The organism is Micromonospora sp. WMMD987, assembly GCF_029581435.1.
Taxonomy (GTDB): Bacteria; Actinomycetota; Actinomycetes; order Mycobacteriales; family Micromonosporaceae; genus Micromonospora; species Micromonospora rifamycinica.
Genome location: NZ_CP120861.1, coordinates 5,553,297 through 5,566,890 on the forward strand (window position 1 = coordinate 5,553,297; position 13,594 = coordinate 5,566,890).

A 13,594-nucleotide genomic window follows, 5' to 3' on the forward strand; every position below is an offset into this window, starting at 1 on the left:
GCCGGGCCGACGACGGGCGTCCCGGCGCACCAGCGGTATCGCGGCGGACCGGATACCGCTGGTGCGCCGGGCGGGCACCGCTCACCCGGCTGGTGGCCCGGTCAGCTCCGCCGGAAGGCGTACCGGCGGTTCTGGCCCTGGACGGTGGTGGAGCCGGCCCGGACCGACCGGGCCGACCGGTCCCGGGACGGCGGCGGCGGGGTCGACCGGGTGCCGGTCGACGCCGGCACGACGGCCGGCGGGACCGGACCCGCGGGTGTCACGGTGAGCGCCGCGAGCACCGCCGGATCCACCTCCAGCGGGGCGGTTCCGGGACGGCGGGACTTCTTCGGACTGCGCTTGGTGGGCATACGCTGCCTCCTTGAACGTGCGGAGGACCGCGCCGGCACGCGAACGGCGGGCGGCGGTCGACGGACGGGGATCGGCCCCGGACGACCGCCCACCGGACATCCCTGCGACGGGAGGGTGGAAGATGCGGACGCCCGAGCACGCGGACCCGCGGCCACGGCGGCGGGTCGGCTCTCAGAAAGGGCGTCAGATGCGCATGCCGTCACGCTAACCGACCCCCGCGGTCGGCGCACCCCTTTTTCCGCCCGACGCCGTCCGCCGTGCCGGCGGCACGGACGCGACCACCCTGTGACACTGGGTGGACGGCGGCTGCCGGCCTCCGGGCGCGCACGATACCGTCGCAACACACAGGTGACGTGAGAGGTGGCGGGTACGGATGACGCAACAGGCGACGGCGCAGATCGGCGTGACCGGGCTGGCGGTGATGGGTCGCAACCTGGCCCGGAACCTGGCCCGGAACGGGTTCACCGTGGCGGTGCACAACCGCTCCCCGGAGCGCACCCGCAGCCTGGTGGCCGAACACGGCGACGAGGGCACCTTCGTGCCGTCGGAGTCCCTGGCGGACTTCGTCGGCTCGCTGGAGCGGCCCCGCGCGGTGATCGTCATGGTCAAGGCGGGTGCCCCCACCGACGCGGTCATCGACGAGCTGGTGCCGCTGCTGGAGGAGGGTGACATCGTCGTCGACGCCGGTAACGCGCACTTCGCCGACACCCGCCGTCGGGAGGAGACGCTGCGCGAGCACGGGCTGCACTTCGTCGGCACCGGCGTGTCCGGTGGCGAGGAGGGCGCGCTGCTCGGCCCGAGCATCATGCCGGGCGGTTCGGCGGAGTCCTACCAGAAGCTCGGGCCGATGTTCGAGAAGATCGCCGCGCAGGTGGACGGCGTCCCGTGCTGCCAACACGTCGGCCCCGACGGCGCCGGCCACTTCGTCAAGATGGTCCACAACGGCATCGAGTACGCCGACATGCAGCTCATCGCCGAGGCGTACGACCTGCTGCGGGCCGGGCTGGGCGCGACCCCGGCGGAGATCGCGGAGATCTTCCGGGAGTGGAACACCGGCGAGCTGGAGTCTTTCCTCATCGAGATCACCGCCGACGTGCTGGCGCACACCGACGCCGCCACCGGCAAGGCGTTCGTCGACGTGGTGCTCGACCAGGCCGAGCAGAAGGGCACCGGCCGTTGGACGGTGCAGATCGCCCTCGACCTGGGCATCCCGATCACCGGCATCGCCGAGGCGACCTTCGCCCGGTCGCTGTCCGGGCACGCCGGCCAGCGCGAGGCGGCCCGCCGCACCTTCGGCGACGCGGGTGAGAAGTGGCAGGTCGAGGACCGGGACGCGTTCGTCGAGGACGTCCGCCGGGCACTGCTGGCCAGCAAGATCGTCGCGTACGCGCAGGGCTTCGACCAGATCCGGGCCGGCAGCCGCGAGTACCACTGGGACATCGACCTGGGCGGCACCGCCACCATCTGGCGGGGTGGCTGTATCATCCGGGCGCGCTTCCTGGACCGCATCCGGGAGGCGTACGACTCGCAGCCGGAGCTGCCGACGCTGCTGGTCGCGCCGTACTTCGCCGACGCGGTGAGCGACGGGGTGCCAAGCTGGCGTCGGGTGGTGGCCGACTCGGCACGGGCCGGCGTGCCCACCCCGGCCTTCTCCTCGTCGCTGGCCTACTTCGACGCGCTGCGCGCGGAGCGGCTGCCGGCGGCCCTGATCCAGGGCCTGCGGGACAACTTCGGCGCGCACACCTACCACCGGGTCGACCGGGAGGGCGCGTTCCACACGCTGTGGGCGACCACCGACCGCTCCGAAGTGGCCGGCTGACCCACCACACCTTCCCGGCGTGCCGCGGTGTCCCCCGGTGGGGCACCGCGCTCACCGGACCCGCACCAGTGCTACGCGAACGCCCCGCCGTCCCGGTGACAACCGGGTGGCGGGGCGTTCGCCGTGGGGTCAGTGGTGACCGCTGGTCACCGGGAAAGCCGGTGCCCGGCGGTCACCAGAACCGGCGACGCCGGGCGGCCTTCTGGGGGCGCAGCACGTCGGCGCCCCGGGTCAGCATCCGGCTCACCCCGCTCGGTCCGCGCCGGGACTCCAGGCTGTGGCTCAGCCGACGGGCACCGGCCGCGGCCAGCGGCACGGCGACCGCCATGACCGCCCACTGCGCGATCCGCTTCTGAATCATGTGTGCTCACCTCCGCGATTGGCTGCCCGTCCCGGTGGTACCCCAGGGGCGAGATCACCAATCGTGACCGGAGCGACGGTCAGCGTGGTGGGGCGACCGGGTTCGGCAGCGCGCCACCGAAGCGACGGTCCCGCTGGGCGTACAGCTCGCAGGCGTACCAGAGGTGGCGGCGGTCGAAGTCCGGCCAGAGGGTGTCCAGGAACACCAGCTCCGCGTACGCCGACTGCCAGAGCATGAAGTTGGAGATCCGTTCCTCGCCGGAGGGGCGCAGGAAGAGGTCCACCTCGGGGACCTCCGGGTGGTAGAGGTACTTCGCCACGGTCTTCTCGGTGACCCTGTCCGGGTCGAGCCGGCCGGCGGCCACCTCCCGGGCGATCGCGGCGGCGGCGTCGGCGATCTCGGCCTGGCCGCCGTAGTTGACGCAGAACTGGAGGGTCAGCGTCGAGTTGCCCCGGGACATCTCCTCGGCGGTCTGCAACTCGGCGATGACGCTCTTCCACAGCCGGCCCGCCCGCCCCGACCAGACCACCCGTACGCCCAGCTCGACGAGCTGGTCGCGGCGGCGACGGATGACGTCCCGGTTGAAGCCCATCAGGAACCGGACCTCGTCCGGCGAACGCCGCCAGTTCTCGGTGGAGAAGGCGTACGCCGACAGGTAGGGAATCCCCAGCTCGATCGCCCCCTCGACGGTGTCGAAGAGGCTGAACTCGCCCTGCTCGTGGCCCTTGGTGCGGGGCAGCCCGCGCTCCTTGGCCCAGCGGCCGTTGCCGTCCATCACCACCGCGACGTGCTTCGGCAGCGCCTCGGCGGGCAGCGCCGGCGGACGCGCCCCCGACGGGTGCGGGGTCGGCGGCACGGGCTCGCGTCGGCCGGACCTCAACGATCGGATCACTCGGTCATCTCCTTGTCCCCACCCTGCACACCGACGCCCCCACCCTCCACACCGGCCCGGGGCGGGCGCACCGGACCGCTCCCCGTGGGGCCGCCCCGGTCGACCAGCGGCAGCGAGCGTAGCGCGCGTTCCAGGTGCCACTGCAGGTGCGCCGCGACCAGGCCGCTGCACTCCCGGCGTACCCCGGTCTCGGTGGCGTCGGCGACCTGCCAGTCGCCGCTGGTGAGGGCGGACATCAGGTCGATGGTGGCCGGCGCGGGGTGGGCCGCGCCGGGTGGCCGGCAGTCCGGGCAGACCGCGCCCCCGGCCGGCACGGAGAACGCCCGGTGCCGCCCCGGGGTGCCGCAGACCGCACAGGCGGTCAGCGCGGGCGCCCACCCGGCCAGGGTCATCCCCCGCAGCAGGTACGCGTCGAGCACCAGCGTGGTGGCGTGCTCGCCCCGGGACAGCGCCTTGAGCGCGCCGAGGGTGAGCTGGAACAGCCGCAGCGACGGCTCCCGCTCGACCGGGGTGAGGCGTTCGGCGGTCTCCGCGATCGCGCTGGCCGCCGTGTACCGGGGGTAGTCCCCGAGGAAGCGCTTGCCGTACAGGTCGATGCCCTCGACCTGGCTGACGCTGTGCAGCGAGCTGCCGGTGTTGCCCTTCGGGTCACCGGCGAGCTGGAGGTCGACGTGGCCGAACGGTTCCAGCCGGGCACCGAACTTGCTGGTGGTGCGGCGTACCCCCCGGGCCACCGCGCGCAACCGGCCGTGCCGGCGGGTCAGCAGGGTGATGATCCGGTCGGACTCGCCCAGCTTCTGCACACGCAGCACCACCGCGTCGTCGCGGTAGAGCTGTCGGCGGTACCCGGCCATCGGGTCATTCTCCCTCGGGGTGGGAAATCAGGGTCGGCTCGGGGTGGCACGGCGCTCCGCCCCGGATGTGCGGCAGGTGGCGACGGTCGTAGGTTGCTGGGCATGGCTCTTCCCCGCAGCATGGTCGCCCTGGGTGCGACCGCCGCCCTCATCCTCGCCACCGGGTGCGACACGCTGGCGTTCCGGCGGCTGGACTTCGACACCACCGAGGCGGCGAAGATCGCCCGGATCACCGTGCGGCCCGGTTCCGGGGACGTGGTGGTCCGCGCCACCGGCCCGGCCACCGGGGTACGCGTCAAGCGGGTGCTGCGCTACCAGGGAGAGCAGCCCGACGCCAGGTACGAGATCACCGGTGACGAGTTGGTGCTGGACACCGAGTGCGGTCCCCGCTGCTCGGTGTCGTACGACGTGACCGCCCCACCGGGGGTACGGGTGCAGGGCGAGGCGGGCTCCGGTGAGGTGGAACTCAGCAGGACCGGGTCGGTCGACTTCACCCTCGGCTCGGGCGACATCCGGATCGTCGACGTCGCCGGCCCGGTGCGGGTGGAGACCGGATCGGGCAACATCGAGGTGGTCAACGTCACCGGCCCGGTCGACCTGCGGGCGGCGTCCGGCGACGTCACCGGGACGCGGCTGGGCGGCGAGGTCTCCGCCGAGACCAGCTCCGGCAACATCACCCTCACCCTGGACCAGCCGGCCTCGACGCGGGCGCACGCGGGCAGCGGGGACATCGAGCTGACGGTGCCGGCCGGTCGGTACCGGGTGAAGTCGGACGCCGGCTCGGGGGACACCGAGATCGGGGTCACCAACGACCCGGGCGCAGCACTGCTGCTGGACCTGGCGACCGGCAGCGGGAACGTGACCGTCGTGCAGCGCTGAGCCGGCCGGTGCGCCTCACCGGGCCTGCGCCTCACCGGGCCTGGGCTTCGGCGGTCCCCGGTTCGGGCACCCGGGGACCGGGCACGGCGGCGGCCCGGCCGGCGCCGGCACCGGTGCCGGGCGACACCGTGCCCGGTCGGGACGGGAGGGGGCCGGGGGCCGGCTCGGGACGACCGCCGGCGACCGGCCCGCGGCGGTCGGGGGCCGGGTCGGGGTGACCGCCGGGGAGCAACTCGGGGCGGCGACCGGCGGCCACGTCCTCCACCCAGCCGACCAGCAGGGTCACCACGCCGACCAGCAGGAAGACGAGCACCACCCGGATCGCCAGCCCCCACGGGTCGCGGGGGGACCAGCCGACCAGACCCACCAGCGGGGTGAGCGCCACCACGAAGGGCATGTGCCACAGGTAGACGGTCAGCGCCCGCCGGTTCGTGATCGTCACCAGCCGGCCGAAGATCCGGTTTCGGTCCACCCAGGCGGCGGCGGCCGGGGCGCGACCGATGACCACCAGGATGAACGCCGCCGACCACAGGGCGTTGCCCAACGGGATGTCGTTGAGGTCGTAGCCGCGCGGTCCGGGGTGGCTGAGGATCCACGCCCCGCCGGCTCCGGCCAGCAGCACCGCCACCGGCACCAGCACCCGGCCGGCCAGCCGGCGCAGCATGCCGTCGTGGTGGGCGAAGCCGAGCAGCCAGGCACCGAAGTAGAGGCCGAAGTCGCGCGGCACCGCCGAGGTGGTCGGCAGGATGCCCGCCTCGATCGCGACCAGCAGCAGGTAGGGGGCGGCCAGGGTGGGCAGCGGCGCGCGGCGGAAGAGCCACAGTGCCAGCGGGGAGGCGAGCACGAACCACAGGTAGTCCCGCAGGTACCAGATCGGGCTGAGCGCCAGCCCACCCCAGTAGTTGGCCGGTGGGTCGGTGACCGGGAACAGCCAGAGCAGCACCCGGGGGGTGAACACCAGGCCGGTGAGCAGCATGGCCGGTACGAAGACCACCGCCACCACCCAGAGCGAGGGCAGCAGGCGGCGCAGCCGACGCCGTAGCGCGGACCCGCCGGAGCGGTCGAGCGACGCCGCCATCAGCGACCCGGCCAGCGCGAACATGATCGACATGGCCGGGAAGACGAGCGTCAGCGTGGCCAGTCCGGTCACGTGGTAGACCACGACCCGGACGATGGCCAGAAAGCGGAGCAGGTCCAGATATCGGTTACGCATCAGGCTGCATCTATGTCGAGGGAGGGAATCGGTGTCCCCTACCCTGCGACCCCAGCCTGTGAAACCGCTGCTAACGGAGCTCCGGCGTGAAACTTCCCATAGTCGCCCCCGGACTCACCGCGCCGGTCAGAAGCCGAGCTTGCGCAACTGCTTCGGGTCGCGCTGCCACTCCTTGGCCACCCGGACGTGCAGGTCCAGATAGACCCGGGTGCCGAGCAGTTCCTCGATCTGCCTACGGGCGGTGGTGCCGACCTCCTTGAGCCGGCTGGCCCGGTGGCCGAGCACGATCGCCTTCTGGCTGGGCCGCTCCACGTAGACGTCGGCGTAGATCTTCGTGAGCCGGCCCTCGGGGATCATCTCCTCCACCACCACGGCGATCGAGTGCGGCAGCTCGTCGCGGACCCCCTCCAGGGCCGCCTCCCGGATCAGCTCGGCCACCAGCACCTGCTCCGGCTCGTCGGTGAGCATGTCGTCCGGGTAGAGCTGCGGCGACGGCGGCAGGTGGCCGGTCATCACGTCGACCAGGGTGTCCACCTGGTGCCCGGAGACCGCGCTGACCGGCACCACGGCGGCGAAGTCACCCAGCTCACTGACCGCGAGCAACTGCTCGGCCAGCCGCCGCTTGTCGACCAGGTCGGTCTTGGTGACCACGGCGAGGACGGTGGCCTTCAGCTCGCTCAGCTCACCGCTGATGAACCGGTCACCCCGGCCCACCGGCTCGTCCGCCGGAATGCAGAGGCCGATCACGTCGACCTCCGTCCAGGTGGTGCGCACCAGGTCGTTGAGCCGCTCGCCGAGCAGGGTACGCGGCCGGTGCAGACCCGGGGTGTCCACCAGCACCAGCTGCGAATCCGGGCGGTGCAGCACGGCCCGGATGACGTGCCGGGTGGTCTGCGGCTTGTTCGAGGTGATCGCGATCTTGGTGCCCACGATCGCGTTGGTCAGCGTCGACTTGCCGGCGTTCGGCCGCCCGACGAAACACCCGAAACCCGCCCGGTACGGCCGCTGCTCCCCGCCGGTCACTCGACCACCGTGCCGAGGACGGTCCCGTCCGGCGCCGCCACGTGGATCGGCGCGTCGGCGGCCAGGTCCCGGACCGCGGCGTGACCCGCCCCGTCCAGGGTCGACGCCTCGGTCACCACCACCGCCGCCTCCAGCCGGGTCGCCCCCGCCGCCGCCGCCGACGCCACCGCGAGCTGGAGCGCCGTGACGGTCAACGAGGGCAGCGCGACGCTCGCCGCGGCGTACGTCCGGCCGTCCTGGTCGCGGACCGCCGCGCCCTCCACGGCGGCCACCCGGGCCCGGGCGCCACGGGCCAGCACGACCAGCTTGCCGTCCTCGGCGCTCAACTCGGCCGGGTCGGACGGGGTGGGCCGGGCGGCCGGCACGGCGGGTGTCTCAGGCATCGGCGGGTTGCCTCTCCTCGGAGCTGTTCTGACTGTCACGGGAATCGGGGCCGCCGGTCGACGGCACCCGGCTGACCAGCACGCTGTCGATCCGGTTACGCCGGCCGGTGGTGCCCTCGGCGACCAGCTTCAGGCCGGCCACCTCGGCGTCGGCACCCGGGATCGGCACCCGGCCCAGGGCCTGGGCCAGCAGTCCGCCGACCGTCTCCACCTCGTCGGTGGGCAGCTCGGTGTCGAACAACTCGCCCAGGTTCTCCACCGGCAGCCGGGCGGTGACCCGGACCGCGCCGTCGGCCAGGTGCTCCACCGGCGGGCGCTCGACATCGTACTCGTCGGTGATCTCGCCGACGATCTCCTCCAGGATGTCCTCGATGGTGACCAGCCCGCCGGTGCCGCCGTACTCGTCGACGACGATGACCAGGTGGTTACGGGCGGCCTGCATCTCCGACAGCAGGTCGTCGACCGGCTTGGACTCCGGCACGAAGGTGGCCGGTCGCATCAGCTCGGCCACCGGGGTCTGGTGGGCCCGCAGGTCGCCACCGCGGGTACGCCGGATGAGATCCTTGAGGTAGAGCACGCCGAGCACGTCGTCGACGCTCTCGCCGATCACCGGGATGCGGGAGAAGCCGGAACGCAGGAAGAGCGCCAGCGCCTGGGAGAGCGTCTTGCCCTCCTCGATCCACACCATCTCGGTACGCGGCACCATCACCTCGCGGGCGATGGTGTCCCCGAGCGCGAAGACCGAGTGGATCATCTGCCGCTCGCCGTGCTCCACGACGCCCCGCTGCTCGGCGAGGTCGACCAGCTCGCGCAGCTCCACCTGGGTGGCGAACGGCCCCTCCCGGAAACCACGCCCCGGGGTGACCGCGTTGCCGATCAGGATCAGCAGCGAGGCCAGCGGGTTCAACGCCCGACCCAGCCAGCGGACCAGCGGCGCCACCGCCCGGCCCACCGCGTACGCGTGCTGCCGGCCCAGGGTGCGCGGGGCCACCCCGACCACCACGAAGCTGACCACGGTCATCGCCCCGGCGGTCACCAGCGCGGCCCGCCAGCCGGCACCGAAGCTGTCCACCGCCACCAGGGCGACCAGGGTGGTGGCGGTCAGCTCGGCGAGCAGCCGGAGCAGCAGCAGCAGATTGAGGTGGCGGACCACGTCACCGGCGACGGCCTGGAGGGTACGCGCCCCGCGCGCCCCGTCCCGGGCCAGCTCGGCGGCACGGGCCGGGGAGACCGCGGCCAACGCGGCCTCGGTCATCGCGATCAGGCCGGCGAGCACCACCAGCCCGGCCGCGAAGAAGATCAGCTGAAGATCGGGAAGGCCGGCGGTCGGGCCGGCCGCGACTATGTCCATCACCGGGACCGGGTCGACCGCCAGCTGGCCAGCAGCCTGGCCTGGAGGGCGAACATCTCCCGCTCCTCCTCCGGCTCGGCATGGTCGTAGCCGAGCAGGTGCAACACGCCGTGCACGGTGAGCAGGTGCAACTCGTCGGCGGCGGGATGCCCGGCGGTGGCCGCCTGCTTGGCCGCCACCTCCGGGCAGAGCACGATGTCGCCGAGCAGGGCCGGCTCACCGCCGGCCGTGGCGCTCTCCCCCGGGCCGTGGTCGACACTGCCCTCGTCCATGGGGAAGGCGAGCACGTCGGTGGGACCGTCGCCGCCCATCCAACGATGGTTCAGCTCGGTCATGTAACCGATGTCGACCAGCAGCACGGACAGCTCGGCGAGCGGGTTGACCCCCATCTCGTCGAGGGCGTGCCGGGCCACGGCGAGCACCGCGTCGGTGTCGACCTCGGCACCGGACTCGTTGGCGATCTCGATGGACACTGTCTTCCTCTGCTCGGTTAGCGGCGCCGGCCGGCCCGGCCGCCCTGGGCGGTCCGCCCCGGCACGGCGTGCACGCCCTGCGCCTGCTGGTTCTCCCGCTCGTCCCAGCGGGCGTACGCGTCGACGATCTCCCCGACCAGCCGGTGCCGCACCACGTCCGAGCTGGAGAGCTGGGCGAAGTGCACGTCCTCGACATTTGCCAGGATCTCCCGGACCACCCGCAGCCCGCTGGCCGTCCCACCGGGAAGGTCCACCTGGGTGACGTCACCCGTCACCACGATCTTGGAACCGAAGCCGAGCCGGGTGAGGAACATCTTCATCTGCTCGGGCGTGGTGTTCTGCGCCTCGTCCAGGATGATGAACGCGTCATTCAACGTCCTACCCCGCATGTACGCCAGCGGCGCCACCTCGATGGTGCCGGCGGCCATCAGCTTCGGGATGGAATCCGGGTCGAGCATGTCGTGCAGCGCGTCGTAGAGCGGGCGCAGGTAGGGGTCGATCTTCTCGTTCAGGGTGCCCGGCAGGAAGCCCAGCCGCTCGCCCGCCTCGACCGCCGGGCGGGTCAGGATGATCCGGCTGACCTGCTTGGCCTGGAGCGCCTGGACGGCCTTCGCCATCGCCAGGTAGGTCTTGCCGGTGCCGGCCGGGCCGATGCCGAACACGATCGTGTTGGCGTCGATCGAGTCGACGTAGGTCTTCTGGCCCAGCGTCTTGGGACGGATGGTGCGCCCGCGCCGGGAGAGGATGTTGAGGGTGAGCACCTCGGCGGGCCGCTCGGTGCCGCCCTGTTCGAGCATGCCGACGGTACGCCGGACAGCGTCAGTGGTCAGGGTCTCGCCCTTCTCGATCAGTTCGAGCAGCTCGCCGAAGAGCCGCTCCGCGAGCGCGTTGTCCGCGGGCGCACCGGTGATGGTGATCTCGTTGCCCCGGACGTGCACGTCACTGGTGACCGAACGTTCGACGAGTCGGAGGATCTCGTCGCCCGCGCCGAGCAGGTTGACCATGATCTTGGCGTCAGGGACCGTGATCCTGGTCTGCACCCGGGGCGGGCCGGGAGGTGGAGTGCCGGTCATAGATCGGGCCGTGGGGCCCTGCGCCACCTGCTTCCATCTCGCGCCGAGCCCTACTGGCACGGCGTGCGGACGATACCCCCATCGTATCCGCTCCGCACCGGCGGCACCGTGTCCATTTCCCCGCCCCGCCTCCCCTGCCGGCCTCCCGGCCCGGCCCGCCCGTCAGACCCGGAAGTCGTACCGGTCGAAGGTCTCCTGACGGCGGGTGAAACGGTAGGTCGCCCAGTGCATCCCGACCACCGTCCCGTCGACGTCCCGGGTGAGCCGCAGCAGCTCACCGACCTCCCGCCCGGAGACGGTCCGGAACACGTCCGGGGAGCCCGGCACCGGCGCGAAGACCGCTGGCGGCCTCCCCGCCGGGTCGTCCGCCCCCCGTGCCCGCAACGCCCCGTCGTGCCAGGAGAAGACGTACTCGAAGCCCTCGCCCCACCAGCGACCGAGCAACCCGCGCAACGGTCCGGGCGCACCCGGACCGGGACGCCACGCGACGATGTCCGCCGGATCGTGCTCGGCGGCGGCGGCCAGCAGCCGGTGCGGCAACTCCAACGCCTCGGTGGCGGTACCCGAAGAGGCGAGCACCGCGCAGCCCATCGCGCCCGCCGTACCGTCACCGCCACGCCGGCCGTAGACCCCGGCCAGGAACCCGGGCATCGCCCCGTCGTGTCCCACGTGCACCACCCGCTCCGGGTACGGCACCAGGATCAGTCCCAGCCCGAAGCCCGCCGACCAGGCGGTCTCGTCGACGGTGGTCGCCGGCCAACGCATCTCGTCCAGGGTGGTCGCGGCGAGCACCGCCCCGGTCGGGTCGAGCGCCGCCGGGTCGGCCAGGAACGCCGCCCACCGGGCCATGTCCGGCGCGGTGCTCCACAGCTGGGCGGCCGGACCGACCGCCCCGAAGTCGGTCGGCGGCTCCGGATGCGCCTCGTCGGAATACGCGTCCACCAGGAAGCCGGTCGCCGCCGACGGCCCCGGGTCGACCGAGGTGTCGGCCAGCCCCAGCGGGGTGAGCACCCGGTCGGCCAGCACCTCGGCCCAGGTCCCGCCGCGCAGCACGCCGACCAGCCGGCCGAGCAACGCCATACCCAGGTTGGAATAGTGGTAGCGGCGGCCGACGGGCAGCACCCGCTCGACCCGGGCCAGGTCGGCGACCAGCTCGTCCACCCGCGGCGCACGCAACGTGTCCCAGACGTCGCCGTACGGCTCGCGTTGCAGCCCGGCGGTGTGCGACAGCAGCCGGCGGACCGTCAGGTCGCCGTGCGCCGGTAGCTCCAGGTGTCGGCTCAGCGGGTCGTCCAGGTCGAGCAGGCCGGCGTCCCGGCACTGCATCACCAGCACCGACGTGAAGGTCTTGGTGACCGAGCCGATCCGGAACCGGGTCGCCGGGCCGAGCGCGGCATCGGCGCCGGTGGCGGTGGCGGTGGCGACGCTGGTGCCGGTGGCGGCGCTGGTGGCGGTGGCGGCGACGCCGGTGGCGGCGCTGGTGGCGGCGCTGGTGGCGGCGACGCCGGTGCCGGTGCCGCCGACCTGGTAGGTCCAGAGCGGACGGTCGGCCCGGTGCAGGGCCACCGACAGGGCGGGCACCCGGGCCTGCGCCTGGACCCGCTGCACCATCCGCGCCAGCCGCCGGTCCACACCCGGCCCGTCGACCTCCGTCCCGGCGGTCACCCCGGAGCCCGGACCGCCGGCCGTCACCTGCCCCGACCCTCGACCGTCGCCTGCCCCGGCGTGGTGGGCGGCAGGTGCCCCGGCGTGGTGGGCGTCACGTCAGGTCCCGGGCCAACATCGGGCCGAGCGGGGCACCGCCGAGCAGGTGGGCGTGCACGTGGAAGACCTCCTGGCCGCCGTACCGGCCGGTGTTGAACATCAGTCGGAAGCCGTCGCCGGTCAGCCCCTCGTCCTCGGCCACCGCAGCGGCCGTGGCCAGCAGCTCGCCGGCCAGCCCCGGGTCACCCTGGGCGAGCGTCGCCACGTCGGCGTAGTGCTCCTTGGGGATGATCAACACGTGCACCGGCGCCTTCGGGCCGATGTCGCGGAAGGCGAGGGTGGTGCCGGTCTCCCGGACGACGGTGGCCGGAATCTCTCCGGCGACGATGCGGCAGAACAGACAGTCGTCTCCCATCCACCCAGTCTAGAGACCACCCTCACTCCCCCCGTCCCTGCGGCCCCACCCCACCTGACGGGATCACCAGCGGGAGAGGCGGGTGGCCAGGACGCTGAGGGCGGCTACGCCGGCGGTGGAGGTGCGCAGCACGGTCGGGCCGAGGCGCACCTGCCGGGCACCGGCCCCGGTGAAGGTGGTCAGCTCGGTCGGGGCGACTCCGCCTTCCGGGCCGACCACCAGGACGATCTCGCCGGTGGCCGGCAACTCGACCGTGGTGAGCCGTTCCTCGGCCTCTTCGTGCAGCACGAACGCCGCCGCCGCTCCGGCGATCCGTCGGGCCACCGCGGCGGTCGACTCGTCCGGTGCCCCGGCGACCACCGGCAGCCGCGCCCGGCGGGCCTGCTTGGTCGCCTCCCGGGCCGTGGCCACCCACTTCGCCCGTGCCCGTACGCCCCGGTCGCCGCGCCACTGCACCACCGAGCGGGAGGCCGACCAGGGCACGATCTCGTCCACCCCCACCTCGGTCATCGCCTGCACCGCCAGTTCACCCCGGTCGCCCTTGGCGATGCCCTGCACCACGACCAGCCGGGGGACGTCCGCGTCGACGTGGCCCCGGGAGGTGACGGCAAGGTCGAGGGTGCCCCGGCCGACGGCGGTGACCACGGCAGCCACGGTGCCACCCCGACCGTCGGCGAGCAGCAGTTCCTCGCCGACGTGCACCCGCTGCACGGTGGCGGCGTGGTGCCCTTCGGGGCCGTCCAGGGTGAACCGGTCGGCGGTGGGCAGCGACTCGACCAGGAACAGCGACGCGGACACGACGG

General features: G+C 73.2%; 15 protein-coding genes. 2 read left to right on the forward strand and 13 right to left on the reverse strand.

The features are described 5' to 3' along the window. Positions 1 to 101: 101 nt before the first annotated feature. The gene (locus O7612_RS23370; RefSeq protein WP_282267355.1) at positions 102 to 350 is read right to left on the reverse strand and encodes a hypothetical protein; all 249 of its coding nucleotides are present in this window, start codon (positions 348 to 350) and stop codon (positions 102 to 104) included. Positions 351 to 724: 374 nt separating this feature from the next. Between O7612_RS23370 and gndA the strand changes: the two genes are divergently transcribed. Then, positions 725 to 2,170: an NADP-dependent phosphogluconate dehydrogenase gene (gndA, locus tag O7612_RS23375; protein ID WP_282267356.1), complete on the forward strand. Its 1,446-nt coding sequence runs from the start codon at positions 725 to 727 to the stop codon at positions 2,168 to 2,170. 172 nt (positions 2,171 to 2,342) lie between these two features. Here gndA and O7612_RS23380 read toward each other — a convergent pair whose 3' ends face one another. The 3 genes from O7612_RS23380 to recO form a co-directional block, all read right to left on the reverse strand. Then, entirely contained in the window at positions 2,343 to 2,531 is a 189-nt protein-coding gene (locus tag O7612_RS23380) for a hypothetical protein (protein WP_282267358.1), read from the reverse strand. A 79-nt stretch (positions 2,532 to 2,610) separates the two neighbouring features. Continuing rightward, a complete protein-coding gene (locus O7612_RS23385; protein WP_282274012.1) occupies positions 2,611 to 3,387 on the reverse strand; it encodes an isoprenyl transferase in 777 nt (258 codons plus the stop codon). 32 nt (positions 3,388 to 3,419) lie between these two features. After that, complete coding sequence (gene recO, locus O7612_RS23390; RefSeq protein WP_282267360.1) at positions 3,420 to 4,277, reverse strand: DNA repair protein RecO; 858 nt, start codon at positions 4,275 to 4,277, stop codon at positions 3,420 to 3,422. A 102-nt stretch (positions 4,278 to 4,379) separates the two neighbouring features. Here recO and O7612_RS23395 point away from each other — a divergent pair, with 102 nt between their 5' ends. Then, on the forward strand, positions 4,380 to 5,156 hold the full coding sequence (locus O7612_RS23395; protein WP_282267362.1) for a DUF4097 family beta strand repeat-containing protein: 777 nt from the start codon (positions 4,380 to 4,382) through the stop codon (positions 5,154 to 5,156). 31 nt (positions 5,157 to 5,187) lie between these two features. Here the strand turns inward: O7612_RS23395 and O7612_RS23400 are convergent, their stop codons facing one another. The 9 genes from O7612_RS23400 to O7612_RS23440 form a co-directional block, all read right to left on the reverse strand. Then, on the reverse strand, positions 5,188 to 6,369 hold the full coding sequence (locus O7612_RS23400) for an acyltransferase (protein WP_282267363.1): 1,182 nt from the start codon (positions 6,367 to 6,369) through the stop codon (positions 5,188 to 5,190). Positions 6,370 to 6,495: 126 nt separating this feature from the next. Then, a complete protein-coding gene (gene era, locus O7612_RS23405) occupies positions 6,496 to 7,392 on the reverse strand; it encodes a GTPase Era (RefSeq protein ID WP_282267364.1) in 897 nt (298 codons plus the stop codon). Continuing rightward, positions 7,389 to 7,775, reverse strand: coding sequence for a cytidine deaminase (locus tag O7612_RS23410; protein WP_067307949.1), 387 nt, complete (start codon positions 7,773 to 7,775; stop codon positions 7,389 to 7,391). Before O7612_RS23410 ends, era begins: the two co-directional genes overlap by 4 nt. Then, the gene (locus O7612_RS23415) at positions 7,768 to 9,150 is read right to left on the reverse strand and encodes a hemolysin family protein (protein ID WP_282274013.1); all 1,383 of its coding nucleotides are present in this window, start codon (positions 9,148 to 9,150) and stop codon (positions 7,768 to 7,770) included. The genes O7612_RS23410 and O7612_RS23415 overlap by 8 nt, the downstream gene beginning before the upstream one ends. Next, on the reverse strand, positions 9,126 to 9,599 hold the full coding sequence (ybeY, locus tag O7612_RS23420) for an rRNA maturation RNase YbeY (protein WP_282267369.1): 474 nt from the start codon (positions 9,597 to 9,599) through the stop codon (positions 9,126 to 9,128). The genes O7612_RS23415 and ybeY overlap by 25 nt, the downstream gene beginning before the upstream one ends. A 17-nt stretch (positions 9,600 to 9,616) precedes the next feature. After that, positions 9,617 to 10,672 (reverse strand): PhoH family protein, encoded by a 1,056-nt coding sequence (locus tag O7612_RS23425; RefSeq protein ID WP_282267371.1) that lies wholly within the window; start codon positions 10,670 to 10,672, stop codon positions 9,617 to 9,619. Positions 10,673 to 10,834: 162 nt separating this feature from the next. Next, complete coding sequence (locus O7612_RS23430; RefSeq protein ID WP_282274014.1) at positions 10,835 to 12,283, reverse strand: serine hydrolase domain-containing protein; 1,449 nt, start codon at positions 12,281 to 12,283, stop codon at positions 10,835 to 10,837. Positions 12,284 to 12,431: 148 nt separating this feature from the next. After that, the gene (locus O7612_RS23435; RefSeq protein WP_282267373.1) at positions 12,432 to 12,791 is read right to left on the reverse strand and encodes a histidine triad nucleotide-binding protein; all 360 of its coding nucleotides are present in this window, start codon (positions 12,789 to 12,791) and stop codon (positions 12,432 to 12,434) included. A 63-nt stretch (positions 12,792 to 12,854) separates the two neighbouring features. After that, a complete protein-coding gene (locus O7612_RS23440) occupies positions 12,855 to 13,589 on the reverse strand; it encodes a 16S rRNA (uracil(1498)-N(3))-methyltransferase (RefSeq protein ID WP_282267375.1) in 735 nt (244 codons plus the stop codon). Positions 13,590 to 13,594 lie beyond the last annotated feature (5 nt).